25 protein-coding genes are annotated in these 24,357 nt (G+C 69.9%); 19 read left to right on the top strand and 6 right to left on the bottom strand.

Annotated features, from left to right (window positions below):
• Positions 1 to 7: 7 nt before the first annotated feature.
• The 5 genes from dapC (at position 8) to GYB83_RS20885 (ending at position 5,338) form a co-directional block, all read left to right on the top strand.
• Entirely contained in the window at positions 8 to 1,111 is a 1,104-nt protein-coding gene (gene dapC, locus GYB83_RS20905) for a succinyldiaminopimelate transaminase (RefSeq protein WP_308469722.1), read from the top strand.
• Between the two features lie 252 nt (positions 1,112 to 1,363).
• Positions 1,364 to 2,353: an adenylate cyclase gene (locus tag GYB83_RS20900; RefSeq protein WP_161897211.1), complete on the top strand. Its 990-nt coding sequence runs from the start codon at positions 1,364 to 1,366 to the stop codon at positions 2,351 to 2,353.
• 35 nt (positions 2,354 to 2,388) lie between these two features.
• Complete coding sequence (locus tag GYB83_RS20895) at positions 2,389 to 3,363, top strand: hypothetical protein (RefSeq protein ID WP_161897210.1); 975 nt, start codon at positions 2,389 to 2,391, stop codon at positions 3,361 to 3,363.
• Positions 3,360 to 4,682: an adenylosuccinate synthetase gene (locus GYB83_RS20890; protein ID WP_228461678.1), complete on the top strand. Its 1,323-nt coding sequence runs from the start codon at positions 3,360 to 3,362 to the stop codon at positions 4,680 to 4,682. Before GYB83_RS20895 ends, GYB83_RS20890 begins: the two co-directional genes overlap by 4 nt.
• Positions 4,679 to 5,338: an NUDIX domain-containing protein gene (locus GYB83_RS20885; RefSeq protein ID WP_161897209.1), complete on the top strand. Its 660-nt coding sequence runs from the start codon at positions 4,679 to 4,681 to the stop codon at positions 5,336 to 5,338. Before GYB83_RS20890 ends, GYB83_RS20885 begins: the two co-directional genes overlap by 4 nt.
• A gap of 65 nt (positions 5,339 to 5,403) precedes the next feature.
• Here the strand turns inward: GYB83_RS20885 and dapD are convergent, their stop codons facing one another.
• Positions 5,404 to 6,369 (bottom strand): 2,3,4,5-tetrahydropyridine-2,6-dicarboxylate N-succinyltransferase, encoded by a 966-nt coding sequence (dapD, locus tag GYB83_RS20880; RefSeq protein WP_161897208.1) that lies wholly within the window; start codon positions 6,367 to 6,369, stop codon positions 5,404 to 5,406.
• 97 nt (positions 6,370 to 6,466) lie between these two features.
• Here dapD and GYB83_RS20875 point away from each other — a divergent pair, with 97 nt between their 5' ends.
• From GYB83_RS20875 to GYB83_RS20865, 3 genes are all read left to right on the top strand, one after another.
• On the top strand, positions 6,467 to 7,639 hold the full coding sequence (locus tag GYB83_RS20875) for a sensor histidine kinase (RefSeq protein WP_161897207.1): 1,173 nt from the start codon (positions 6,467 to 6,469) through the stop codon (positions 7,637 to 7,639).
• Positions 7,636 to 8,325, top strand: a complete 690-nt coding sequence (locus GYB83_RS20870) for a response regulator transcription factor (RefSeq protein ID WP_161897206.1) — start codon at positions 7,636 to 7,638, stop codon at positions 8,323 to 8,325. The genes GYB83_RS20875 and GYB83_RS20870 overlap by 4 nt, the downstream gene beginning before the upstream one ends.
• A 159-nt stretch (positions 8,326 to 8,484) precedes the next feature.
• On the top strand, positions 8,485 to 10,119 hold the full coding sequence (locus GYB83_RS20865) for a sulfatase family protein (RefSeq protein WP_161897205.1): 1,635 nt from the start codon (positions 8,485 to 8,487) through the stop codon (positions 10,117 to 10,119).
• Here GYB83_RS20865 and GYB83_RS20860 read toward each other — a convergent pair.
• The 4 genes from GYB83_RS20860 to GYB83_RS20845 are packed head-to-tail and all read right to left on the bottom strand — an operon-like array spanning position 10,102 to position 14,859.
• The gene (locus GYB83_RS20860; protein ID WP_161897204.1) at positions 10,102 to 11,115 is read right to left on the bottom strand and encodes a hypothetical protein; all 1,014 of its coding nucleotides are present in this window, start codon (positions 11,113 to 11,115) and stop codon (positions 10,102 to 10,104) included. The genes GYB83_RS20865 and GYB83_RS20860 overlap by 18 nt on opposite strands.
• Positions 11,112 to 11,753, bottom strand: coding sequence for a hypothetical protein (locus tag GYB83_RS20855; RefSeq protein ID WP_161897203.1), 642 nt, complete (start codon positions 11,751 to 11,753; stop codon positions 11,112 to 11,114). Before GYB83_RS20855 ends, GYB83_RS20860 begins: the two co-directional genes overlap by 4 nt.
• Positions 11,750 to 12,775: a hypothetical protein gene (locus tag GYB83_RS20850; protein WP_161897202.1), complete on the bottom strand. Its 1,026-nt coding sequence runs from the start codon at positions 12,773 to 12,775 to the stop codon at positions 11,750 to 11,752. The genes GYB83_RS20855 and GYB83_RS20850 overlap by 4 nt, the downstream gene beginning before the upstream one ends.
• Positions 12,772 to 14,859 (bottom strand): MMPL family transporter, encoded by a 2,088-nt coding sequence (locus tag GYB83_RS20845; RefSeq protein ID WP_161897201.1) that lies wholly within the window; start codon positions 14,857 to 14,859, stop codon positions 12,772 to 12,774. The genes GYB83_RS20850 and GYB83_RS20845 overlap by 4 nt, the downstream gene beginning before the upstream one ends.
• A gap of 213 nt (positions 14,860 to 15,072) precedes the next feature.
• Here GYB83_RS20845 and dapE point away from each other — a divergent pair, with 213 nt between their 5' ends.
• On the top strand, positions 15,073 to 16,176 hold the full coding sequence (dapE, locus tag GYB83_RS20840; RefSeq protein WP_186349824.1) for a succinyl-diaminopimelate desuccinylase: 1,104 nt from the start codon (positions 15,073 to 15,075) through the stop codon (positions 16,174 to 16,176).
• A 1-nt stretch (position 16,177) separates the two neighbouring features.
• Here the strand turns inward: dapE and GYB83_RS20835 are convergent, their stop codons facing one another.
• Positions 16,178 to 16,879 (bottom strand): TetR/AcrR family transcriptional regulator, encoded by a 702-nt coding sequence (locus GYB83_RS20835; protein WP_161897200.1) that lies wholly within the window; start codon positions 16,877 to 16,879, stop codon positions 16,178 to 16,180.
• A 113-nt stretch (positions 16,880 to 16,992) separates the two neighbouring features.
• On the opposite strand from GYB83_RS20835, the gene GYB83_RS20830 reads away from it, so the two are divergent.
• From GYB83_RS20830 to GYB83_RS20785, 10 genes are all read left to right on the top strand, one after another.
• The gene (locus tag GYB83_RS20830; protein ID WP_161897199.1) at positions 16,993 to 17,343 is read left to right on the top strand and encodes a DUF2568 domain-containing protein; all 351 of its coding nucleotides are present in this window, start codon (positions 16,993 to 16,995) and stop codon (positions 17,341 to 17,343) included.
• Between the two features lie 11 nt (positions 17,344 to 17,354).
• Complete coding sequence (locus GYB83_RS20825; protein ID WP_161897198.1) at positions 17,355 to 17,801, top strand: nitroreductase family deazaflavin-dependent oxidoreductase; 447 nt, start codon at positions 17,355 to 17,357, stop codon at positions 17,799 to 17,801.
• Positions 17,802 to 17,837: 36 nt separating this feature from the next.
• Positions 17,838 to 18,647, top strand: coding sequence for an LOG family protein (locus GYB83_RS20820; protein ID WP_161897197.1), 810 nt, complete (start codon positions 17,838 to 17,840; stop codon positions 18,645 to 18,647).
• Entirely contained in the window at positions 18,644 to 19,192 is a 549-nt protein-coding gene (locus GYB83_RS20815; RefSeq protein ID WP_161897196.1) for an LOG family protein, read from the top strand. The genes GYB83_RS20820 and GYB83_RS20815 overlap by 4 nt, the downstream gene beginning before the upstream one ends.
• 41 nt (positions 19,193 to 19,233) lie before the next feature.
• Positions 19,234 to 21,003: a long-chain-acyl-CoA synthetase gene (locus GYB83_RS20810; protein WP_161897195.1), complete on the top strand. Its 1,770-nt coding sequence runs from the start codon at positions 19,234 to 19,236 to the stop codon at positions 21,001 to 21,003.
• Positions 21,004 to 21,133: 130 nt separating this feature from the next.
• The gene (gene folP / locus GYB83_RS20805; RefSeq protein ID WP_228461785.1) at positions 21,134 to 21,946 is read left to right on the top strand and encodes a dihydropteroate synthase; all 813 of its coding nucleotides are present in this window, start codon (positions 21,134 to 21,136) and stop codon (positions 21,944 to 21,946) included.
• Positions 21,943 to 22,893 carry a glucosyl-3-phosphoglycerate synthase gene (locus GYB83_RS20800; protein ID WP_161897194.1) on the top strand — a complete coding sequence of 317 codons (951 nt, stop codon included), beginning with the start codon at positions 21,943 to 21,945 and terminating at the stop codon, positions 22,891 to 22,893. Before folP ends, GYB83_RS20800 begins: the two co-directional genes overlap by 4 nt.
• Before the next feature lie 14 nt (positions 22,894 to 22,907).
• On the top strand, positions 22,908 to 23,252 hold the full coding sequence (locus GYB83_RS20795) for a DivIVA domain-containing protein (protein WP_161897193.1): 345 nt from the start codon (positions 22,908 to 22,910) through the stop codon (positions 23,250 to 23,252).
• A gap of 80 nt (positions 23,253 to 23,332) precedes the next feature.
• Positions 23,333 to 23,500 carry a DUF3117 domain-containing protein gene (locus GYB83_RS20790; protein WP_161897192.1) on the top strand — a complete coding sequence of 56 codons (168 nt, stop codon included), beginning with the start codon at positions 23,333 to 23,335 and terminating at the stop codon, positions 23,498 to 23,500.
• Positions 23,497 to 24,339, top strand: coding sequence for a putative RNA methyltransferase (locus GYB83_RS20785; protein WP_371865350.1), 843 nt, complete (start codon positions 23,497 to 23,499; stop codon positions 24,337 to 24,339). The genes GYB83_RS20790 and GYB83_RS20785 overlap by 4 nt, the downstream gene beginning before the upstream one ends.
• Positions 24,340 to 24,357: the final 18 nt, after the last annotated feature.

Here is a 24,357-nt window from a genome sequence, read left to right as displayed (position 1 = left end):
TCTCGACGTGAGTCGTTTGCGCCCGGTGAGTTCCGGACTCCCCGACTTCCCGTGGGACACGATCGCCGCCGCCAAGGCGAGGGCCGCGTCGCACGCCGACGGGATCGTCGACCTGTCGGTCGGCACCCCCGTCGACCCGGTCGATCCACTGATCCGGGACGCTCTGTCGGCGTCGTCGGAGTTCCCCGGGTATCCGGTCACGGTCGGGACACCGGAACTGAGGGACGCCGCGGTCGGAGCGTTGGCGAGGCGGTTCGGCGTCACAGGACTCGACGCGGCGTCGATCCTGCCGGTGGTGGGGACCAAGGAAGCGGTGGCGGGCCTGCCGTCGCAGTTGGGTGTTCCGGCGGGCGCGACGGTCGTGATTCCGGAGGTCGCCTACCCGACGTACGAGGTGGGGGCGTTGCTCGCAGGCGCGACACCGGTGCGGGCCGACCACACCGACGACTACGGCGACGACGTCCCGGCGCTGATCTTCCTGAACAGCCCGTCGAACCCGACGGGCCGCGTGCTGTCGGCGGAGCACCTGCGGTCGGTCGTCGACTGGGCGCGCGCGAACGACGTCGTCATCGTCTCCGACGAGTGCTACCTGGGCCTGACGTGGGAGGGCGAGGCGCTCTCGGTGCTGCATCCGGATGTATGCGGCGGCGACCACACCGGTCTGATCGCCATGCATTCGCTGTCGAAGGTGTCGAACCTGGCGTCGTACCGTGCGGGCTTCCTCGCGGGCGACCGCGCGCTGATCGCCGAACTCCTCGCGGTCCGCAAGCACGCGGGCATGATCGTGCCGTTCCCGATCCAGGGTGCGACCGTCGCGGCACTGAACGACGACGCGCACGTCGACGCCCAACGCGAGCGGTACCGCGTCCGTCGCGACAAGCTCCGCGATGCGCTGCTCGGTGCGGGGTTCACCATCGATCACTCCGAGGCCGGCCTGTACCTGTGGGCCACCCGCGGCGACGACTCGCGTGCGACCCTCGACTGGTTCGCCGAGCGCGGCATCCTCGTCGCACCCGGCGACTTCTACGGCCCGGCCGGGGCACGGCACGTCCGCATGGCGATGACCGCCACCGACGAACGCGTCGACGCCGCCGTCACCCGCCTGCTCTGACGAGTTTCACAACGGCTGGAAGCGCCTGTCATGGTGGTTGAGCTGGGCCGGAGCGTTAGCGAAGCAGCCTGTCGAAACCACCGTCACCCGGGCTGGTAGTCCGGTGAAACATATTGGTACTGAATGAGTTTCAGCCTGGGTGGCACTGGTTTCGACAGGCTGCTTCGCTAACGCTCCTCAACCAGCATGACGGTGACGTCTGTGACTTCGAGTCCCGTTGCGCTTCTTAAATTAGTCAACTAGACTAAAACTATGAACACGGAGAGACGACAGGCCCGCGAGGCCGTCGAAGCGGCCCGGGAGGCGACGGACCTGTTCGGCCCGGTCCACGGATCGCAGCGCGCCGGACGGCGCGAGTATCGACGGCTGGCGGCGTTGCTGCATCCGGACGGCGGCGGGGACGTCGAGGTGTTCGAGAGGCTCGTCGCGCTGTTCGACGAATGGCGTTCGCCCGCCGGTGCGATCGTCGGACGACGCGGAACGTACACGCTGGGTCGGATCGTCGGACAGGGGAGCGTCAGCGTCGTCTACGAAGCGACATCGGACGCGGGTCGTCCCGTCGCGGTGAAGGTCCCGCGGTCGGCCGCTTCGGCTACCTTCGTCGAGCGGGAGCGCGCGGCACTGCGACGATTGGCGCAGTTCACCGACGATCCGGCCAACGCCTGGCTGGCGCCCTACTTCCCGCGGCTGCTCGACACCGCCGACGTCGACGGCGGCAGGCCCGTGAACGTCGTGTCCGCGCACGGTCGGGCTCAGGGGTTCGTCGACGCGGCGGCCGTGGCGACCGCCGACGGGCTCGACGGCCGCGACTGGGCGTGGATCCACCGGCGACTCCTTCGCGCGGTAGCGGGTGCACACCGAATCGGTCTGGTGCACGGAGCCGTCGTTCCGGAGAACATCCTCATCCACCCGGAGGGGCACGGCGTGGTGCTGGCCGGATGGTCGTTCGCCGCCGAGCCGGGACAGGCACCGGCCGGACGCATCGCCTCTCGCCGTGATCTGTACCCGCCGGGCGCGGAACCCGCAGGTCCGGCACTCGACGTGTACATGCTGCACGCCACGATGGCGCAGATGTTGGCGTCCGGTGAGCGCCGGCAGCGGATGTTCGCGGCCGGCTGCATGCAGGCGTCGCCACGGATGCGGCCCGCCGCCGTCGACCTCCTGGAGGAGTACGACGACCTGCTCGAAGACTTGTACGGACCGCGGACGTTCCGTCGGTTCCCGTACACGGTGAGCGCGTGACGCGCTCGCATCCCCCGAGAAGAAGGAGAAGGATCATGGGAAGCGGATACTGGAGCGACGACGCCTACCGCGCCGCGGCCACCTTCCGGGCGCGAACCGGATCGGCGGACTTCGCGTACAGCGCGTCCACCAAGGCCCGTCCGGTCAGCGAGTGGACGGCGCACCCGGACCTCGACCCGAAAGGCGTCGGTGTCCGAGAGTCGCGGGACAATGACGAACACCCGCGGTCGACGCCGATCGTCGTCATGTTCGATGTGACCGGCTCCATGGGGTCGGTTCCCGTCGCCATGCAGAAGCAGTTGTCACAGCTGCACGGTCTGTTGCTGCGGAAGGACTACGCGACCGACCCGCAGATCATGTTCGGCGCCATCGGCGACGCCGAGACCGACTACGTCCCGCTGCAGGTGGGACAGTTCGAGTCGGACAACCGGATGGACGATCAGCTCCGCAACATCCTGCTGGAGGGCAACGGCGGCGGTCAGAAGTCGGAGTCGTACGAGTTGGCCGCGTACTTCCTGGCCCGACACACCGCGACCGACGCCTGGGAGAAGCGGGGGCGCAAAGGCTACGTGTTCCTGATCGGCGATGAGATGAACAAGCGGAAGCTCCGCTCGCGGCACATCCGTGAGGTGATCGGCGACGAGGTGCACCGGGATCTCGACCTCGCGTCCATCTACCGTGAGCTGCAGGAACGGTGGGAGGTCTTCTACATCCTGCCCCGGCAGACGAGCTACTACGACGACCCGCAGGTCCGCGGGCACTGGCGGGACATCCTCGGCGAACGGGTGCTGTTCCTGGAGGATCCGAACGCGGTGTGCGATCTGATCGCCGTCACCGTGGGGATGCTGGAGGACGTCGTCGATCTGGAGGACGGCCTCACGGACCTGGACGACCTCGGGGTCGGCACGTCCGTCGTGGTCGGCAAGGCGCTCGCACCGCTGTCGACCGGCGCCGCGCGGGTCCCGTCCCGCCCGCCCGCGGGCCTCTCCGGCCCCGACGACCTCCTGTGACAGACGACATGACCGGCAGGCACATCGCCGTGATCGGCCTCGGTTTCGGCGACGAGACGAAGGGCGCGACGGTCGACTGGTTGTCGGACCGCGTGGATCCGACCGCGGTGGTCCGGTTCAACGGGGGTGCGCAGGCCGCGCACAACGTGGTCGCCGACGGGGTCCACCACACGTTCCGGCTGTTCGGGAGCGGGACGCTGAGCGGAGTTCCGACGCACGTGAGCAGGCACGTCCTGGTGGACCCGTGGCGGCTGGCCGCCGAGGCCGTCGATCTGGCGGACCTCGGCGTCGACGACCCGTTGCGACTGGCCTCGGTGAGCCCGGACGCCCTGGTGGTGACGCCGATCCACATCGCGGTCAACCGGATTCGGGAGGACTTGCGTGGGGACGCCCGCCACGGGTCGTGCGGCCTCGGCATCGGGGAGACGCGGTGGTACGCGTTGGCCGCGGCGGCCCGACTGCGGCGCGGACAGCGGCTGTTCGACGTCGAGGCGAGCGGTGATGCTCTCTTCCCGGCGTTGACGGTCGCCGACTGCGTGGACCCGCAGACGGTCCGGCAGCGGTTGATGGCGTTGTCGGAGTTCTACCGCCCGCTGCTCGATGCGGGTCGGCACGAACCGCCGTCGGTGCGGGTGATGGCGGCGGCGCTCGTCGAGTTCGGGCGGGCGGTGACGATCGCCGACGACCGGGCTCGGCTGGCGGAGGCGGCGTCTCGGGGACGGCTGCTGTTCGAGGGTGCACAGGGAGTGCTGCTCGACGAGTGGCGCGGTCTGCACCCGCACACGACCTGGAGCACCACGTTGCCCGGCGTCGCGCAGCGACTGCTCGCCGACGCCGGGGAGCCGCCCGCGCTGGTGGTCGGGGTGGTGCGGGCGTACGCGACCCGGCACGGGGCCGGTCCGTTGCCGACCGAGGACGCGGGGCTGTCGATCGACGAGCCGCACAACGGGACCGGCGAGTATCAAGGGGCGTGGCGCGTCGGACACCTCGACCTGCCGCTGTTGCGGTACTCGGCCGACGTCTGTCGGCGGCACGGCGGCCTGGACGCGCTGGCGGTGAGCCACATGGACGTCGCGGGCGGTGTCCGGGTGGCCCGCGGGTACGCCGAGTACCGCCTGGGCGAGTATCGGGACCTCGGGTTCCAAGAAGGTTTGACGGGGCTCGCACGCGGTGCGACACCGGTCCTGGACGCGATCGACGTCGAAGCGATCCCGTCCGAGATCGCGGCCGCAGCCGGGGTTCCGGTCGCCGTCGAAGGCCGCGGCCCGGACAGGGCGGATCGGGCGGCGACCGGATTCGGTGACACACTGTTCGCGTGACTGAGTCCACGGCGTCGACAGGCATCGTCTCCTCGGCGGTGTCTGTCGACGCCGTCGTCCTGCGCGTGAGCGAGGAGGGGACCGCGATCCTCGTGCACCGTCGCGGGGCGGAGCCGTTCACCGGGGAGTGGGCGTTGCCGGGCGTGCTGCTCGGGGCCGGGGAGCGGATCTCGGACGCGGCGATCCGGGCCGCGGGCAAGGCCGGGGTCACGGCGGCGGAGGTGACCGGGGTGGGCCAGTTGGTGGTGTTCGACGAGCCGCACCGCGATCCGCGCGGGCCGACGCTGTCGATCAGCGCGTGGGTCGCCGTCGGCGAGCACCGCGCATCGGAAGCCGGCGCATCAGCAGCCGGCGAGGAGTCCGAGCGGTGGGTCGAGTGGGATGCACTGCCGCCGTTGGCGTTCGACCACGCGCGGATCCTGGCCGACGTGCGACCGGTCCTCGCCGAGAAGCTCTGGCGCGACCTGACGTTCACCGCGTCCCTGCTCGGCCGCGAGTTCAGTGTCCGGACGGCACTGGCCGTCACCGCGTCGCTGACCGGCGACGACGTCGACCGCGGCAATCTGAACCGCACCCTGAAGCGCATCGCCGTCCGCTCGGACGTACCCGGGCCGTCCGGCGTCGGGCGCCCCGGCGCGATGTGGACCTGGCCCTGAAAACGCTTGTGCCGTAGATCGTGACCACATAGTGGTCACGATCTACGGCACAGGGAGGTACGGCGTCAGTTGTTGGCGTGCAGGGCCTCGTTGAGGGCGATGCCGTCGCCTTCCTTGGCCCGGACCTCGACGGCGCCGGTCTCGGAGTTGCGGCGGAACAGCAGGTTGCTCTGGCCTGCGAGTTCGCGGGCCTTGACGACGGTGCCGTCGGGGCCGGTCACCTTGGTGCCCGCGGTCACGTAGAGGCCGGCCTCTACGACGCAGTCGTCGCCGAGCGGGATGCCGCAGCCGGCGTTGGCGCCGAGCAGGCAACGCTTGCCGATGGTGATGATCTCCTTGCCGCCGCCCGACAGGGTGCCCATCGTGGACGCGCCGCCGCCGATGTCGGAGCCGTCGCCGATGACGACGCCCGCCGAGATGCGACCCTCGACCATCGAGGTGCCGAGGGTGCCCGCGTTGAAGTTGACGAAGCCCTCGTGCATGACGGTGGTGCCGGGCGCGAGGTGTGCGCCGAGCCGGACGCGGTCGGCGTCGCCGATGCGGACGCCCGACGGCGACACGTAGTCGACCATGCGAGGGAACTTGTCGATCGAGGTGACGGTCACGTGCCCGCGGGCGCGCAGCCGGACGCGCGTCTGCTCGAAGCCGTCGACGGCGCACGGACCGAAGTTGGTCCACACGACGTTCGCCAGCAGACCGAACTGGCCGTCGAGGTTCGCGCCGTGCGGCTGCACCAGGCGGTGCGACAGCAGGTGCAGGCGCAGGTAGACGTCGTGCGCATCGACGGGAGCGACGGCCAGATCGGCGATGGCGGTCCGCACGGCGATCGTGCGGACGCCGCGGGCGTCGTCGGCTCCGACGAGCGGGCGCAGGTCGGCGGGGACGTCGTCGCCGGTCAGTTCGGTCGAGCCGGTCGGGCCCGCGTCCGACGACAGTTCAGGGGTCGGGTACCACGTGTCGAGGACGGTGGTCTCGCCGTCCTTGTCGACGACGGTGGCGATTCCAATGGCAACAGCACCTTGAGTAGTCACCCGATGATTCTAACGTCGGGCTCCGACGGGGCGACCGACGTACCGCAGGCGTAGTAGAACCGCGCCGTCGTGCCCGTTCTGCTCCTATCGTGGCGGGATGGACATCGTCGAACGCTGGGTGCAGCTGTCGTATCGGCGTCCGATGGCGACCGCGTCCATGGTGGCGGCCCTGGTCGCCGTGTGCGGAGCCGTCGCGATGCGATTCGAGCAGCGCGGCGGACGTCCGGGCGATGCGACGCTGGTCGCGGCGCTGATCGTGGTCGCGTCCGCGGCGTTCCTCGTCGTCAAACGGACGCATCCCGCGCTCGCGGTGATCGGGACGGCCGCGGGCGCCGCCGGATACATCGTCTATTCGGAGGTGTTCAACGCCGCCGCGGTGCTGCCGTTGTCGGTGTGCCTGTGCACGGTCGCGTCGCAGTTCCGTGCCAGGATCGCCGTCGCGGTCACCGCCGCGGCGTGCGGCGCACTGACCGTCGTCGCCCTCGTCGTCGGCCCGGACTGGCTCCCGGTGGAGCGGATCGGGCTCATCGGGTGGCCGATCCTCGGTGCGAGCATCGGCGGCGTCACGCGCGCCCGCAACAGGTATGTGACGGCCATGGAGACGCGTGTCCGGGTGTCGACGGCCCTCTACGAGTACGAGGCGCAGCAGCGTGTCATGGAGGAGCGGCTCCGCATCAGCCGCGACATCCACGACGTGGTCGCTCACCATCTGAGCGCGTTGAACCTGCAGATCGGCACGGCGCTGCACCTGCTCGACCGGCCCGAACTCGCCGCCGCGGCGCTCGAAGGGATGCACGAGAACTCCGAAGGCGCCCTCCGCGAGATCAAGGGCATGGTCGGCATGCTCCGCACCGACGTCGACCCCGGCGCCGTGACGGGGCCGGGCCTCGACGACGTCGACGCGCTCATCGGGTCGGTCGCCGAGTCGGGGCTGGACGTGAGCATCCTCGTCCGCGGGACGCCGCGGACGGTCGGAGCCGACGTCGGACTCGCCGCCTACCGGATGGTGCAGGAGGCGTTGACGAACGCCCTCAAGTACGCGCCGGGGGAGTCGGCGCTCGTCGTCATGGAGTACCGACGGTCCACGCTGCGCATCGAGGTGAGCAACCGACTCGCGTCGACGCCGTCCACCGAGCCGGGCGGGTTCGGGTTGCCCGGCATGGCCGAACGGCTCGGCGCGGCGGGCGGCCGCCTCGAGTTCGGCGACGACGGCGACGTGTTCACCGTCCGCGCCGAACTGCCCCTCGACATCGACGGAGACCGACCATGACCCGACCACTGCGTGTCGTCGTCGCCGACGACCAGGCGCTGTTCCGCAGCACTCTGCAACTCCTCATCGACTCCGAACCCGACATGACCGTCGTCGGTTCGGCGCGCGACGGCGCGGAGGCTGTGCGGGCGGTGCGGCGCACAGTCCCCGATGTGGCGATCCTCGACATCCGGATGCCCGGCGTCGACGGCATCGCCGCGACCAGGGCGATCGTCTCCGATCCGTTGCTCGCGCGCACCCGCGTGCTGATCCTGACGACGTTCGAGTTCGACGACAACGTGGCGCGCGCGTTGCGGGCGGGCGCGTCGGGCTTCCTCGGCAAGGACGCGCGGCCGGCCGAACTCCTCGAATCGATCCGGTCGGTGGCCGACGGTTCGGTGCGCATGTCGGCGAGCGCCACCCGGATGCTCGTCGACGAATTCCTCGCCAGACCCGTCGGTTCGGCGATCCACGGCGAGGACCGGCTCCACGACCTGACCCCGCGCGAGCGCGAGGTCGTGGTCCTCGTGGCGGGCGGCGCCGACAACGCCGAGATCGCGCGGGCCCTCGGGATCACCGTCCTGACGGCGAAGACCCACGTGAATCGGGCGATGGCGAAACTCGACGCACGCGACCGCGCGCAGCTCGTCGTGCGGTCGTACGAGTTGGGGCTGGTGACGCCGGGCGGGCGCCGCGGGCACAGGTGACTACTACGACCGCGGTACGTGCCGCGGCCCGCAGACGCGGTGTCGGCGACACTATGCGCAGGTCGTCGCCCCCGCGGCGTCGAGACGGCACGGAATGGCCGTGACGTGCCCGTCCGTCGGACCTACTGTCGGCTGGACGTCTCGACGAGGAGGAACCCCATGCCCGACACCGCCATCCCGGACCGTTCGACGGTCGCCCGCCGCACCGTCCTGGCCGGGTTGGGCGCCGCGGCCGCTGGACTCGCCTTCGGTGCGGCCACGCGCACGGCCGCACCCGCCGCGGGCGACGGGACGAGCGCGGGGTCGATGCCGTACCGGCCCAACATCGTCCTGTTCATCACCGATCAGGAACGCAAACCGATGCACTGGCCCGCGGGCTGGGCCGCGCGGAACCTGCCCAACCGGCAGCGCCTCGTCGACCACGGTCTCAGCTTCGAGAACGCGTTCTGTGCCGCCGCCATGTGTTCGCCGAGCCGGTCGACGTTCTTCACCGGCAAGTATCCGGCCGAGCACGGGGTCACCTCCACGCTCACCGAGGGCGGCACCGTCTCACCGACCGAGCGGACCCTCCCGGTGACCGAACAGAACATGGCGACCATCCTCAAGGCCGCCGGATACCGCGTCGAGTACCGCGGCAAGTGGCACATGAGCAAGGGAGCCGACGGCGGATCGCCGGACGCCGACGACCTCGCCGAGTACGGGTTCGGCGGGTGGCGCGGCCCCGACTTCGGCGGCGACACGAAACCCTCCAACTTCGGCGGGGGATGCGCCGACCACGACGGCCGGGTCACGGCGCAGGCAGTCGACTTCCTGCGCACGGACGCCCGCGAGGACGGACCGTTCGCGCTCATCGTGTCCCTGGCGAATCCGCACGACATCCTGTCGTTCCCGAAGAGCTGGAATCAGCACATCGGGAACTGCGACAACTACGCGTCGGCCGCGCCGAAGGCGTTCCGACAGGGCATCGACCTGCCGCCGTCGTACCGCGAGAACCTGCTCCTCGGCCACAAGCCGACGGCCCAGGTGCAGTCTCAGCTGTTGCTCGCGGGCGCTCTCGGCGTCCTCCCGACCGAACGCGACGCCCGCGACTACGCGAACTTCTACGCGTACCTCCACAAGGTTGTCGACGAGCGGCTCGGGCAGGTCCTCGACGCCCTCGAGGAAGACGCCGACCTGCACCGGAACACCGTCGTCGTGCGGATCTCCGACCACGGCGAGATGGGGTTGTCGCACGGTGGTCTGCGGCAGAAGACGTTCAACGCCTACGAGGAGACCCTCCGCGTCCCGCTGATCGTCAGCAACCCGACGATGTTCCCGCGCGGAGTCACGACGACGGCGCTCGCCTCGCTCGTCGACCTGATGCCGACGTTCGCCTCGCTCGCCGACGTGCCCGACCGGTCGCAGTTCACCTTCCGCGGCACCGACCTGACGCCGGTGATCCGCGACGCCGTCGCCCGGCCCGCCCACCCGACGGCCACGGTGCAGGACAGCGTGCTGTTCACCTTCGACGACGTCAACACGGCGTCGCCGGACGGGCAGAAGATCGTCACCGAACCCAACCACATCCGGGCCGTCCGCGACGACCGGTACAAGTACACGGTGTACTTCGACCCGACGGGGGCGACGCCCGCTCAGCGGGAACTGTACGACCTGCGGGCCGACCCGTTCGAGCTGCACAATCTCGCTAGTCCGGCGGCACCGGGCTACCGCCCGCAGAAGGTGTCCGAGATGCAGCGCAAGCTCGACGAACGCATGCGCCGAACCCGAACGGCCCCGTCACGCGGGCGGTGGTGACACGGGCGCCGACACCGGCTTCGTCGTCGAGGTGATGCCGGCGAGCGTCCCCTTCCGCGACGGGTCGGGGACGTCGTAGTAGACGTCCTTCAACACGATCTCGCCCTTGCCCTTCAGGGAGAACCGGAAGTCGCCGGTGTAGCGGATCATCGGATTGCGGGCCTCGACCCAGAAGTAGACGCCGGGGCTCACCTGGTAGGTGATCGTCTCGGTGTACGACGACGACCTCGTGGTCGACGTCTCGTACTCGTGCTCCACCGAGGCGCTCACCACGTCCCACGCCTTGTCGAGGTCGGCGCCGACGCCGTTCGTGACCGATGTCGTGTACTCGGAGGTGACAGTCGTCGCCTTCGAATACGTCCAGTCGACGTCGGACCGGTACACGTTGCTGACGCGCGTCGGATCGGACAGGATGCTCTTGCGGCTCCCGACGTTGAACGAGCACGATGCGGCGGAGGTGTCGGTGCAGAGTCGGCGAAGCATGTCGAACTGCGTCTCGTCGTCGGCGGCGGGCACCGTCCGGGTGGCCGACGCCGGATACCCGTCGACGTCGTCGACGACGAACACCGTGTTCCTGCCGTCCGACAGGCATAGATAGCCCGATCCGCGACATTCGATCGTCGCCTTGTTGTTCGACGAATCGTCGGACGTGATGACCTGGACCGTCACTCCCTTTCCGGGTGTCGCCTGCGACGTGTATCGGAGGCCGACAGCGTGCATCTTGATGTTCTGGGTCAGCGTCACCTCCTGGTAGTCGCCGGGGTCCATGACGGCGCCGCCCGTCGGGCGGGCGGTGATGATCCCGTCGGGATCGGTCGGGTTCGGCATGCCCCACGCCGGCCGGGTGAACTGCAGCCCGTACGTCGTGAAGTCGTAGATCCTCATCACCGTCGACGACAGGGACGCCGAGGAGTCGGGGGTGTCGGCGTAGGCGGCCGCGGCGCCCGCGAGGAGAGCCGCCGCGCCGAGCGCGGTGATCGCGCGGGCGAGTCTCATGATCGTCCTCCTCGGTCGTGCGATCCGCGGTCGCGGTCGCGGGACCCCGAACCGATCGAGCCCCAGTCGCCGGAGCCCGTGCTGGAACCTCGGTCGGGGGCGTCTCCGGGGGCGTCTCCGACACCGCCCGCGGTCAGATTGACCCGCCTGCTGGACTGATCGGCCTTCACGCTGATAGCCGGACCGGCGTAGCCGCGGGTGTCGACGACATAGCGGAACTCGGTGTTGGTGTGCCAGTTGTCGCCGTCGTTGGACGGCAGGATCATCCCGCGGAGGTTGACGACGACGGTCCGGGCCGTGTTCATGTAGACGGCCGACGTGTTGTGGGTGTTGTGCATCGCGATGCCGTACTGCCAGTGCTGGCAGGTGTTGTCGCGCAGGGTCGAGATGACCGGGTAGGCGGCCGCGCCGCGGGCCTGCGGATAGTCGGAGAACATGTTCGCGGCATCGGTGAACAGGTTCACCAGGTCGAGGTCGAGCCCGGTGTGGTTGCAGATGCTGTACTCGCGGCTGCGGTCGACGTCGCCGGCCTTCCGCTCGTTCGGCTGCTTGCCGGGATCGCCGGGGTCGGCGACCGCGGATCCGGCCGCGAGGACGACCGCGGCGCCGAGCGCGGCCGCGAGGGCCTGTCTCATCATGACAGCGACCGTCCGATCGATCCGAAGGAGCCGAGTGAGCCGCGGGACTGGCCGTAGCCGGGGTCGTCGGCGGGATCGAGATCGGGGTTGGTCGGAGACGTGATCGCCGAGACCAGGGACGTCCGGGACGGGTCGGGGACGTCGTAGTGCACCCCGGTCAGGGTGATCGTCCCGGAACCGACCTCGAGGGTGAATTCGCCGGTGTATCGGACCACCGCGCCCTCCTCTTCGAGCCAGAACCACAGCCTGGGCGGGATGCTGAACGAGACGTCGTCGGTCTCGGTCCGCGACTCGGTGACCGTCGTCGAGTACTTCCGATAGACCGAGGCGCTGAACACGTCGTACGACGCACCGACCTTGTACGTGGTGGAGAACGACGTCGTCGTCGCGGTCGTGTAGCTGATCGTCCGGCTGTACAGCATGCCGTTGTCGCTCGACCAGGTCCGGGGTGTGATCCGGGCGGCGTCGCCGAACGTGGCCTTCCGGGTCGTCGTGGTGAACAGGCAATCCGGGCCCGCGGTGGCGCACAGGTTCTTCAGCAGGTCGTACTGCTGCTGGGCGTCGCCCTCGGACCGGGCCTCGAGCTGCGGGAACTTCGTGATGTCGTCGACGAGGTAGATCGCGGCGCCGCGGACCTGGCAGAGGTATCCGGTGCCCGCACACGCCACGTGCACGATGTTGTTCCCGGAGTCGTCGGACGTGGTCAGCGTGATCGTCGACGACCGTTGGCCGCGGATCGGGCTGTCGCCGTCGACGAACTGCAGGGTGGCCGTGTGCTTCTTGATGTTCTTCTTGAACGCCCAGGTCCCGGCGTCTCCGGGCGTGTACACCGAGCCGCTGCGGGGGCGGGTCACGAGCATGCCGTCGGGGTCCGTGTACGACAGGTACGTCAGGTCGTACACGCCGTAGTTCACGACGGTGAACTGGTTCGACGGCAGGTCGGGCAGGGCGGCCCGAGCGGGCGGCACGACGATGCCCGTCAGGCCCGCCGCGAGTGCGATGACGATCCAGAGACGTCTCATTCGGGTTCTCCTGTCCTCGTCGGCGCCCGGGTGGGCCACCAGAACGCGTGTCCGCCGATCGCGGCGAGCGAGGGGACGAGCATCGGAGCCATCCCGAATGCGGCCACGGCGACACCGACGGCGACTCCGGTGCCCAGTTCGACGAGATTGTCCATGCCCGTGAGAGTCAGCGACGCGAACGTCAGGGCGAGGATCGCGCCGGCGACGACGACGGTCGGCGCGTCCATCGCCACGGCCGTCCGCGACGCCTCTCGCGGTGGACGCCCCGAGGCGAACTCGTGGCGGACCCGTTCGGCCATCAGGATGTTGTAGTCGGTGCCGATCGCGACGACGAAGAGGTACAGCACGATCGGCGTCGTGAAATCGATGCCCGACACGTCGACGCCGTGCAGGAACACCAGCGTGAGGACTCCCAGAGTGGCGGCGAACGTCAGCCCCACGGCGACGATGAGCGCGAGCGGCGCGAGCAGCGACCGCAGGAGCAGGCACAGGATCGCCGCCACGATCGCCGCGGCGACCGGGAAGACGAGCGCGGTGTCGTCGTCGAGCTGCGATCTGACGTCGGCGAGCACCGCGGTCTGACCGCCGACCAGCACCCCGTCCGGCACCGCGGAGCGCAGGTCGGCGATGGTGTCGAGCGCACCCGACGAGTACGGGTTGTCGGCGAGGATCACCGAGATCACCGCGGCCTCGCCGGTCGGGGAGGCCTGCGGGGGTGCGACCGATGCGACGCCGTGCACGGCGCCGAGAGCGGCCGTCAACGACTGCAGACCGTCGGGTGTCAGGGTGTCGGCCGCGGTCGCGTACACCTGTGTCGGGCTCAATGCTCCCGCAGGCAACGACGTGGACAGGTCGGTGTACGCCTGTTGGGACGGCGTGTCCGGCGGCAGTTCGCCGAGCGTGTCGTACGTCGCCCGGTAGCCGCCGGAGAATACGGCTCCGACCGCCAGCACGCCGACGATCACGGCGATCACCACGACGGGTCGACGAGCCACCACCCCCGCGACGGCCGCCATCGACGACGTCTCGCGGTGCGCTCCCGGCCCGCCGGGCCACAGCAGTCGTCGGCTGCCGAGCAGCGAGATCGACGCCGGGACCACCGTCATCGCGGTGAACAGCATGTACGCGACCGACAGGATCAGGCCGGGAGCGAGCGACGTCAGCGATCCCAGCCGGGCCAGGAACAGGGCCGCGAACGCGCCGATCACCGTGAGGGCCGACGAGGCGATCACGCGTCCGACCGCGGTGCTCGCGTCGAGGAGGGCGGTGCGGTGGTCCAGTCCGTCACGGAGTCGTTCCCGGTAGCGGAACAGCAGGAACACGATGTAGTCGGCGCCGACGCCGAACAGGACCACGATCATGATCGACGCCAGCGACGTCGACACGTGGAAGTCGAACAGTTGCGCCGCCCAGGCGGTCAGGCCCTGCGCGGCGGCGAAGACCGCGCCGATCAGCACGATCGGGGCCACCGCGATGATCACCGACCGGAACACGAGGCCGAGCAGGATCACGATTATCGCGACCGTCGCGATCGAGATGATCGTCTCGGCACCGTGATAGGCCTCCTGCGTGTCGACGAGGATCGCGGCGTTGCCGGTGAGACCGGCGTGCAGTCCGGTGCCGTCCAAGGCCCGCGACGCGTCATCGCGCAGGGTGTCGACGGCGGCGTTCACGGCGTCGTCCCCGGGCTGACCGGTGAAGGAGACGCCGAGCGCGACGACCTTGTGGTCCGGCGACAGCGACCGCGGACTCGCCGTGATCGCGGCGACTCCGGGCGTGGAGTCGGCGTCGAGCCGCTGCGCGAGTCCGAGCGCTGTCTGTTGGTCGGCGTCGGTGAGCGTGGCGCCGTCGTCGCGGGTGATGACGATGGTCCCGCCCGCACCGGACGACTCCGGGAAGTACCGGTCGCCGATGCTCTGCGCGGTCACCGACTCGAACGTGTCGGGCAGGAAGTTCTGCTGGTTGCCGTCGACGTAGTCGTCGAGGTTCGGCGACAGGAGGACGATCGCGGCGGTCGCGATCACCCAGCCGACGATCACCTGCCAGGGACGGGCGGCGACGGCCGCGGAGATGCGCGCAAGCATGCGACGATCGTCGCGCCGAGCCCGGCGCCCGGCGGCGTGTCGCGTCGGGCGACCGGGTGAATCCCTTGAATCGGCCACCGTGCGCGAAGTGTGCCCGTGAGCAGCGGCTTCGTGGCGTACCGGCCGGATCGGACGGGCGGGCGCGCGGGGCCCGGTACCGCGGTTGCGGTACGACGCAGCTACCGCGCGCCGACATGCCTACGATGGGTTCTCGTGAGCATCCCCGCACTGGACCTGTCCGCCGATCCCATCGATCTGACGGCCGCGCTCGTCGACATCGCGAGCGTGAGTCGCGACGAGACGACGATCGCCGACGCCGTCGAGCGGGCGCTGCGAGAGCAGTTGACGGGCTTCGAGGTGATTCGACACGGCAACTGCGTCCTGGCGCGGACCGACCGAGGCAAGGCGACGCGGGTGATCCTCGCCGGGCATCTCGACACGGTGCCGATCGTCGACAACGTCCCGTCGCGGCGCACTGTCACCGATGAGGAGGGCGACGTTCTGCACGGTTGCGGCACCGTCGACATGAAGTCGGGCGACGCGGTCTTCCTGCACCTGGCGGCCACGCTCGACGAGCCCGCCCACGATCTGACGTTGATCTTCTACGACTGCGAGGAGATCGCGGCCGAGTTCAACGGGCTCGGAACCATCGAGCGGGAACTGCCGGACTGGCTCCACGGCGACGTCGCGATCCTCGGCGAGCCGACCGCGGGACTCATCGAGGCGGGGTGTCAGGGCACGCTCCGCGTCCGCTTCACGGCGACCGGCACGCGTGCGCATTCGGCGCGGGCATGGATGGGCGACAACGCGATCCACAAGCTGGGCGGCTTGCTGACGACGCTCGCCGCGTACCGGCCGCGCCGCGTCGACATCGACGGCTGCGAATACCGCGAGGGACTGTCCGCGGTCGGGATCCGCGGCGGTGTGGCGGGCAATGTGATCCCCGACGAGGTGTACGTGGACGTGAACTTCCGCTTCGCGCCCGACCGCAGTGTGGAACAGGCTTTCGACCATGTCCGGGAGGTGTTCGCGGCCGAACTGTCCGCCGGACTGGTGACGGCCGAGGTGACCGACTCGGCCTCGGGCGCACTGCCGGGCCTCGCTCATCCCGCGGCCGCGGCACTGGTCGCGGCCGCGGACGGGAAGTTCCGTGCCAAGTACGGCTGGACCGACGTCTCGCGGTTCTCGGCCCTCGGCATTCCCGCCGTCAACCTCGGCCCCGGTGATCCGAGCCTCGCGCACCGCGTCGACGAGCGCGTCCCGGTCGAGCAGATCACTCAGGTCGCCGACATCCTCCGCACGTACCTCTCGTCGTAGCTCAATCGCGACCGAAGAGCAGCGCCGCGGCCAGATCGACCGTGCCGGCCCAGACGTCGTCCGGGCGGTCGGTGATAGGGCCGAGTTGTTCGAAGAGTTCGGCGGTGATGGCGCCCAGCATCAGGTTCCACACGACGAGCGCCCTGGCGAGTGTGTCCGGGGACAGGCCGATGTCGGCGACGCCGTCTTCCCTGGTCGTGGCCGCCAGGGCGTCGGCGGCGCCGGCCTGGACGGTCCTGTCGACGCCGTCGACTGCCGGGACCGCCGTGGCGGGGGCGACGATCCGAGCCAGCGCGAGGATCGGGCGGTTTCCCGCGCGACCGGTCGCGTCCGCGGGGGCGTGATAGCCGGGGACCGGTGAGCCGTACAGCAGCGCGTATTCGCTCGGGTGGCCCAGACTCCATGCCCGCAGCGCGTGTGCGAAGGCGGTGAACGCGTGGCGTCGATTCGGGTGGTCGCCCACCGCGGTGTCGATGGCGTCGCCGAGGTCGTCATAGGCGTCGACGATGAGCATCGTGAGCAGGTCGTCGCGGTCGCGGACATAGCGGTACAGCGACGACGGGGTGCGTCCCATGTCACGTGCGACGGCTCGGAGGGAGAGCGCTGCCGCGCCGTGTTCGGCCAGGTGACGGCTTCCCACCTCGCGCAGGCTGGCTTCGACGGCTGCGCGGTTGCGGGCACGGGTTCCGGTGTCGGTCGTCATCCCGTCCATCGTCGCATGACCACCAAAGCGTGAACGGTGTTCTTGATTTCTGGAAGTGTGGAGCCTACTCTCAATAACGAGAACACTGTTCGCATTTAGTGGAGGGCTCATCGATGGTCACCGCATATCTCTGGACCCTCGCGGGTCTGCTGTTCGCCGTCGAGATCGTCATGCTCGGCGTGCTCGGCGGAGCCGTGTGGGCGGTCGCCGGACGCGGCTGGGTCGGTGTGGCCGCCGGTGTCGCGGCGGTCGTGCTCGCGGTCGTCCTGTGGGGCCTGTTCGCGTCACCGCGAGCGGCCGTCGATCTCGCGGTCGCGAAGTACGCGGTCAAGATCGGCCTGTTCGCCGCGGCGACGGGCTTGCTCGCGGCGAGCGGTGCCCGCGGCGGCTGGGTGTGGACCTTCGCCGCGGCCTCTCTCGTCCTCAACATCGCGGCGGTCCTGCCGCCCTACCGAGACTTCTGAAGGAGACGACCATGTCGAAGAACCGATACCGCGAACCGGCCGGAGCCGCGTTCGCCGCGTCCAACGCCGTCGTCGGGGCCCTCGCCCGACTCGGCGCGGCGCCGAGGAGCGTTCACGAACTGCAGACGGTGGGACGCCGGACCGGCGCGGTCCGAACCACCCCGGTCAACGTCCTCGAACTCGACGGCGTGCGCTACCTGTTCTCGCCGCGCGGTCACACCCAGTGGGTCCGCAATGTGCGCGCCGGGGGAGCGGTGGGGCTCCGCCGAGGCCGACGGGTGGAGTCGGTGACGCTGGCCGAACTCGACGACGCCGTGAAGCCGCGCATCGTCCGGGCCTACCTCGACAGGTGGGGATGGCAGGTCGCGGACTTCGTCGACGGCCTCGCCGCGGACTCGTCCGACGCCGACATCCTCGCCGTCGCACCGGGATTCCCGGTCTTCGAGGTGCGCGCCTGACCGGTGCGACGGCGCGGGGGTTGATACGGTCTCGGCATGGCTGATGGCGAATCCGGCGCGAACGAGCAGTCGACGAACGACGAGCCGATACTGGACGCGGCCCCGCTGCGGCACATCGGCGCCACGCAGGTGCGGGTGTCCGGCGACGCGGAGCGGACCACGACCGACCGGGCGCTGCTGCAATGGGTGGATCCGCGCGATCCCGAACTCGCCGATCGCAGGCGCGTCAGGGACTCGTGGCGGGTGCTCCGCATCCAGTCGGAGTTCGTGGCCGGGTTCGACGCGCTGAGCGGAGTCGCCGAGGCTGTGACGGTGTTCGGGTCGGCGCGGGTCGCGCCCGGAACGCCCGAATACCAGATGGGCGTCGATCTGGGACGAGGGCTCGGTGAGGCTGGGTTCGCCGTCATCACCGGCGGTGGTCCGGGCGCGATGGAGGCCACCAACAAGGGCGCCTTCGAGGTCGGCGCGCAGTCCATCGGCCTCAACATCGAGCTGCCGTTCGAGCAGCACATCAACCCGTACGTGACCCTCGCGATCAACTTCCGCTACTTCTTCGTCCGCAAGACGATGTTCGTCAAGTACTCGCAGGCCTTCGTCTGCCTGCCGGGCGGCATCGGCACCCTCGACGAACTGTTCGAGGCGCTGACCCTCGTGCAGACGCGCAAGGTGCTGCGCTTCCCGATCGTGCTGGTCGGCAGGGACTTCTGGGGACCGCTCGTCGACTGGATCAAGAACACGCTGGCCGCGGACGGGAAGATCTCGCCCGAGGACCTCGATCTGCTCACCGTCGTCGACACGCCGGAGGACGCTGTTCGGGTCGTCTGCGAGAAGGCGGTCCGCCCGTGAGCGCCGACGGTCCGGCGATCTGCGTCTACTGCGCGTCCGGCCCGGTCGACGAGGAGTACCTGCGGTTGGCCGCGGACACGGGAGCGGCGATCGCCGCGGCCGGAGCCACCGTGGTCTCCGGCGGCGGCAACATCTCGATGATGGGCAGCCTGGTGCGGGCAGCGCGCGGGGCGGGCGGTCGGACGATCGGCATCATCCCCGAGCATTTGATGGCGAAAGAGGTCGCCGATCTCGACTCCGACGAGCTGATCGTCACCGAGACGATGCGTGAGCGCAAGCGTCTGATGGACGAGATGGCGGACGGCTTCATCACGCTGCCCGGCGGCATCGGGACCTTCGAGGAGCTGTTCGAGACGTGGACGGGAGCCTACCTCGGCGTCCACGACAAGCCGATCGTGATGATCAACCACGACGGATTCTACGATCCGCTGCTCGGCTGGCTGGACGATCTCCGCGCACGTGGATTCGTGTCCGAGTCGGCGCTGGAACGTCTGATCGTCGTCGACACGGTGGCCGCCGCGATCGACGGACTGACTCGGCGGTAGGGTGACGGCGTTCGCCGCCCCGTGTGAGGAGTGAAGCAACCATGAGCACCGTGCCAACCAAGGTCGGGATCACCGACATTCTCAAGGGTGTCGCCAAGATGGCGCCCGATCTGCCGTCGATGGCGCGCCACGCACCGAATCTGGTGTTCCGGTCGCCCGACAAGAAGAACACCATCGGCCAGATCTTCGCGCAGCTCGCGGCCGATCACCCGGACCGGCCGTTCGTCCGCTGGCACGGCGAGTCGACGTCGTACGGCGAGGCCAACCGGATCGTCAACCGGTACGCGGCGGTGCTCACCGAACGCGGTGTGACGGTCGGCGACGTGGTCGGCATCCTGTCGAAGAACAACCCGACCGATCTGTTCGTGATCCTCGCGGTCCTCAAGCTGGGTGCGGTCGCGGGCATGCTGAACTACAACCAGCGCGGCGAGGTCATCGACCACAGCGTGTCGCTGTTGAACGCGAACGTGCTGATCCGCGACCCTGACTGCGACGAGGCGTTCGACTCGATGAGCCGGGACCGTCACCCCGAGCACATTCTCGACTTCGCGGCGCTCGACGAGGCCGCGGCGGACAAGTCGGAGGCCGATCCCGCGGTCACGGCGACGCTGCCCGCGTCCACGCTGGCGTTCTACATCTTCACGTCGGGGACCACGGGCCTGCCCAAGGCCAGCGTGATGAGCCACAACCGGTGGTTGGCGAACTTCACGGGTATCGGTGGACTCGCGGTGCGCCTGCGCCCGTCCGACACGATGTACGTCGCGCTGCCGCTGTACCACAACAACGCGGTGTCGGTGTCGCTCGGCGCGGTCCTCGCGGGCGGCGCGTGCATGGCGTTGAGCCCGCAGTTCTCGGCGTCGCGCTTCTGGGACGAGGTGATCGAGAACCGCGCGACGGCCTTCTCGTACATCGGCGAACTGTGCCGCTACCTGCTCGCCCAGCCGCCCAAGCCGACCGACCGCGCGCATTCGATCAGGCTCGTCGTCGGCAACGGCCTGCGCCCGGAGATCTGGGACGAGTTCGTCGACCGCTTCGGCATCGACCGCGTGGTCGAGTTCTACGGCGCGAGCGAACTGAACCTCGCATTCGTCAACGTGTTCGGCGTCAAGCGGACCGTCGGCTTCTGCCCGCTGCCGTTCAAACTCGTCGAGTACGACGCCGACGGCGAACCCAAGCGTGACGGGGCCGGACGGCTGACCGCGGTGCCCAAGGGGGAGCCGGGCCTGCTGATCGCCGAGATCAGCGACCGCGTGCCCGTCGACGGGTACACCGACGCCCGCGAGACGGAGAAGAAGATCGTCCGCGACGCGTTCAAGAAGGGCGACGCCTACTTCAACTCGGGCGACCTGGTCCGCGACATCGGCTTCTCGCACATCACCTTCGTCGACCGCCTCGGCGACACGTTCCGCTGGAAGGGTGAGAACGTGGCGACCACCCAGGTGGAGGGCGCCGTGGCGCAGGACGGCGCGGTCGACGGAGCCGTCGCCTACGGCGTCGAGGTGCCCGGATGCGACGGCAAGGCCGGCATGGTGTCGGTCACCGTCACCGGCGACTCGCGCCCGGACCCGAAGACGCTCGCGGACACCCTGTACGCGGCGCTGCCCGCATACGCGGTGCCGCTGTTCGTGCGGTTCGTCGGGGAGCTCGAGGTGACGTCCACGTTCAAGAACCGCAAGGTGGAGCTGCGCAATGAGGGCTTCGCCGACGTCGGCGGCGACGACGTGTGGGTCCTCAAGGGGCGCTCGGACGGCTACGTGCCGTTCTACGACGAGTACCCGGCGGACGTCGCGGCGGCCAAGGCCCCGCGCTGATCGACGCACACCAGGGCCGTAGGGTGGCAGGGTGATCTCTGCCCCCTCGGCCGGGTCGAACCCGCCGGGCGCGACCCCCGTGTCTCCCACCCTGTGCGGCCGCCCGGTCGCCGTCGACCGCGCACTCGTGATGGCGATCGTGAACCGGACGCCCGACTCGTTCTACGACCGGGGCGCGACGTTCTCCGACGACGCCGCGAAGGCTCGAGTCGACCTCGTGGTGTCGCAGGGCGCCGACATCGTCGACATCGGCGGCGTCAAGGCCGGGCCGGGTGAAGAGGTCGACGCCGTCGCGGAGGCACAGCGCGTGGTCCCGCTGATCGCGTGGATCCGGCAGCGGCATCCCGACCTCCTGATCAGCGTCGACACCTGGCGCAGCGAGGTGGCGGCGGCCGCGTGCGACGCGGGCGCGGACATCGTCAACGACACGTGGGCCGGAGCCGATCCACGACTGGTCGACGTCGCCGCGCAGGCCGGGGCGGGCATCGTCTGTTCGCACACCGGCGGAGCCGTGGTCCGGACCCGGCCGCACCGTGTGGCCTATGACGACGTGATCGCCGACGTGGTCGACGAGCTGACCGCGTCCGCGGCCAGGGCCCGCGACGCCGGGATCCGCGCCGACGGGATCCTCATCGACCCGACGCACGACTTCGGCAAGAACACGCACCACGGGCTGGCACTGCTGCGCGAACTCGACAGACTCGTCGACACCGGATGGCCGGTGCTGATGGCGTTGTCGAACAAGGACTTCATCGGGGAGACGTTGAACGCCGACCTCGCCGATCGGGTGGCGGGCACCCTCGCGGCGACGGCGCTCGCCGCCGCGGCCGGTGCGCGGGTGTTCCGTGTCCACGAAGTGGCGGACACCCGGCGCGCCGTCGACATGGTGGCGTCCATCAACGGCACGCGGCGTCCGGCCCGCACCGTTCGGGGGCTCGCGTGAACGCCGTGTGGACCGACCGCGGCGAAGGCGAGGCGCGCTGGTCGCACACCCACACCTGGGATCATCCCGAGTGGAGCGTCGACGACCTGGTCGCGGCCAAGGACGGGCGGACGGTGTCCGTGGTCCTGCCCGCGTTGAACGAGGAGGACACCGTCGCCGGTGTCATCGCGTCCATCCGCCCGCTCGTCGGCACGCTGGTGGACGAACTGATCGTCCTCGACTCCGGGTGCACGGACCGCACGGCACAGCGCGCGCGGGAGTCGGGGGCGCGCGTCGTCACCCGCGAGGAGGCCGTCCCCGGGCTCGAGCCGATGCCGGGCAAGGGCGAGGCGTTGTGGCGGTCACTCGCCGCGACGACCGGTGATCTGGTGGCGTTCGTCGACGCCGACCTCATCGAGCCGGACCCGATGTTCGTGCCGAGGATGCTCGGTCCGCTGCTGGCCGACCCGGGAATCCACCTGGTCAAGGGCTACTACCGTCGCCCGCTGCTGACCGGCGACAGGCGGGAGGCGTCCGGCGGCGGCCGCGTCACCGAACTCCTCGCGCGACCCCTGCTCACCGCGTTGAAGCCCGAGCTGGGGGAGGTGCTGCAGCCGCTCGGCGGCGAGTACGCGGGCACCCGCGAGCTGTTGACGTCGGTTCGTTTCGCGCCCGGCTACGGTGTCGAGATCGGCCTGCTGGTCGACACCTACGACCGATTCGGGCTGCCGGGGATCGGGCAGGTGAACCTCGGCGTGCGCCAGCACCGCAACCGGCCGCTGCGCGACCTCGCCGTCATGAGCCGCCAGATCGTCGCGACTCTCCTCGACCGGTGCGGCATCGACGACTCGGGCGTCGGCCTCACCCAGTTCGTCCCCGATGCGACCGGGGCGTTCTCGCCGCACACCGTCGAACTCCGCACCGACGAACGCCCGCCGATCGCCGGTCTGGATCCCCGACTGTTCTGACGTAGGCTGGTGCGATGGTGATCATCGGACTGTACGTGATCGGCGTGGCCCTGCTGGTCGCGCTGTTGTTCGCCGTCGTCTGGTTCGCGTTCGGACGCGGCGAGGACCTGCCGCCCGTCGACCGGGGCACCACCCTCACCCGGCTCCCGCGCGCCGGGATCAGCGGCGACGACGTCCGGCACCTCGTGTTCGGGCAGACGATCCGCGGGTACGACACCTCCGAGGTCGACTGGGCGCTGGAGAAGTTGGCGCGGGAGATCGACGAACTCCGCGACGTCGTCCAGGAACTATCGGGTCGCGACGTCGCCGACACCGGGGCCATTCCGACAGTTCGGGTGACGCCGTCGAAAGACGAGTGAGCCCGACGCGCGCGTAACTGTGTCGTGTGGTCCACGTATCATTGGACGAGTCCAGTGAATCGTTAGAGGGAGCACGGTCGATGGCGGCGATGAAGCCACGTATGGGTGACGGTCCGATGGAGGCGGTCAAGGAAGGGCGCGGCATCGTCGTGCGCATCCCGATCGACGGCGGCGGACGACTGGTGGTCGAACTGAACGACGCCGAGGCCAGCGCGCTCGGTGAGGCGCTGCGCGAGGTCACCGCCTGACGCGTGACTCCGACCTGTTCGCGGCCGCGGGACTGATCTGCCCCGTCTGCGCCGAGCCGCTCGCTCGAGTCGACCGCACGATCGGCTGCCCGAACGGTCATCGCTTCGACCTCGCGAGAGCGGGCTACGTGTCCCTGCTGAGCGGAAAGGGGACCGCGCACCGCTCCGACACCGCGGAGATGGTCGCGGCCCGAGTCGCCGTGTTCGACGCGGGTCTCTACGAGCCGGTCGTCTCCGCCGTCGCCGACAGCGTCCCGGACGGACCCGGAACGGTGGTCGACGCCGCCGCCGGCACCGGGGCCTATCTGTCCGCGGCCCTGCGCGGCGACCGTGTCGGCGTCGCCGTCGACCTGTCGAAATCGTGCGCGCGCGTCGCCGCACGATGCCATCCGCGTGTCGTCTCCGTGGTCGCCGACCTGTGGTCGCAGATCCCCGTCGCCGACGGGTCGGCCGGAGCCGTGCTGTCGGTCTTCGCGCCGCGCAACGCGGCGGAGACCGCGCGCATCCTCGCGCCCGGCGGACGCTGGGTGATCGTCACGCCGAATCCGGGCCACCTCGCCGAGATCGTCGAACCGATGGGCATGCTGCGCGTCGGCGACGCCAAGGCGCGGCGGCTGGCGGCAGACCTCGACGGGGCATTCGACATCGTCTCCACGCGGCGGGTCACGGCCGTTCGTGAGCTGACCGCGGAGCGGTTGGCGGACGTCGCCGGGATGGGACCGGCCGGGTTCCACCGCTCGCGCACCGAACTCGAGTCCGCCGCCGGCGACCTCGCGGGCGACGCGTCCGTCATCGCGACTCTCGACGTGACGCTGACGGTCGCCCGCCGCGCGGTATGACCGTCCGGTGGTCGGCTG

The organism is Gordonia spumicola (assembly GCF_009932475.1).
Lineage (GTDB): Bacteria > Actinomycetota > Actinomycetes > Mycobacteriales > Mycobacteriaceae > Gordonia > Gordonia spumicola.
Note: the sequence above shows the minus strand (reverse complement) of the source record. Positions and strands in the feature narration are given on the sequence as shown.

Coding starts and splice junctions, on each gene's coding strand:
- GYB83_RS20900 (WP_161897211.1), top strand. CDS start 1,364: ATGAACACGGAGAGACGACAGGCCCGCGAGGCCGTCGAAGCGGCCCGG.
- GYB83_RS20895 (WP_161897210.1), top strand. CDS start 2,389: ATGGGAAGCGGATACTGGAGCGACGACGCCTACCGCGCCGCGGCCACC.
- GYB83_RS20875 (WP_161897207.1), top strand. CDS start 6,467: ATGGACATCGTCGAACGCTGGGTGCAGCTGTCGTATCGGCGTCCGATG.
- GYB83_RS20870 (WP_161897206.1), top strand. CDS start 7,636: ATGACCCGACCACTGCGTGTCGTCGTCGCCGACGACCAGGCGCTGTTC.
- GYB83_RS20865 (WP_161897205.1), top strand. CDS start 8,485: ATGCCCGACACCGCCATCCCGGACCGTTCGACGGTCGCCCGCCGCACC.
- GYB83_RS20860 (WP_161897204.1), bottom strand. CDS start 11,115: ATGAGACTCGCCCGCGCGATCACCGCGCTCGGCGCGGCGGCTCTCCTC.
- GYB83_RS20855 (WP_161897203.1), bottom strand. CDS start 11,753: ATGATGAGACAGGCCCTCGCGGCCGCGCTCGGCGCCGCGGTCGTCCTC.
- GYB83_RS20850 (WP_161897202.1), bottom strand. CDS start 12,775: ATGAGACGTCTCTGGATCGTCATCGCACTCGCGGCGGGCCTGACGGGC.
- GYB83_RS20845 (WP_161897201.1), bottom strand. CDS start 14,859: ATGCTTGCGCGCATCTCCGCGGCCGTCGCCGCCCGTCCCTGGCAGGTG.
- GYB83_RS20835 (WP_161897200.1), bottom strand. CDS start 16,879: ATGACGACCGACACCGGAACCCGTGCCCGCAACCGCGCAGCCGTCGAA.
- GYB83_RS20830 (WP_161897199.1), top strand. CDS start 16,993: ATGGTCACCGCATATCTCTGGACCCTCGCGGGTCTGCTGTTCGCCGTC.
- GYB83_RS20825 (WP_161897198.1), top strand. CDS start 17,355: ATGTCGAAGAACCGATACCGCGAACCGGCCGGAGCCGCGTTCGCCGCG.
- GYB83_RS20820 (WP_161897197.1), top strand. CDS start 17,838: ATGGCTGATGGCGAATCCGGCGCGAACGAGCAGTCGACGAACGACGAG.
- GYB83_RS20810 (WP_161897195.1), top strand. CDS start 19,234: ATGAGCACCGTGCCAACCAAGGTCGGGATCACCGACATTCTCAAGGGT.
- folP (WP_228461785.1), top strand. CDS start 21,134: ATGGCGATCGTGAACCGGACGCCCGACTCGTTCTACGACCGGGGCGCG.
- GYB83_RS20795 (WP_161897193.1), top strand. CDS start 22,908: ATGGTGATCATCGGACTGTACGTGATCGGCGTGGCCCTGCTGGTCGCG.
- GYB83_RS20790 (WP_161897192.1), top strand. CDS start 23,333: ATGGCGGCGATGAAGCCACGTATGGGTGACGGTCCGATGGAGGCGGTC.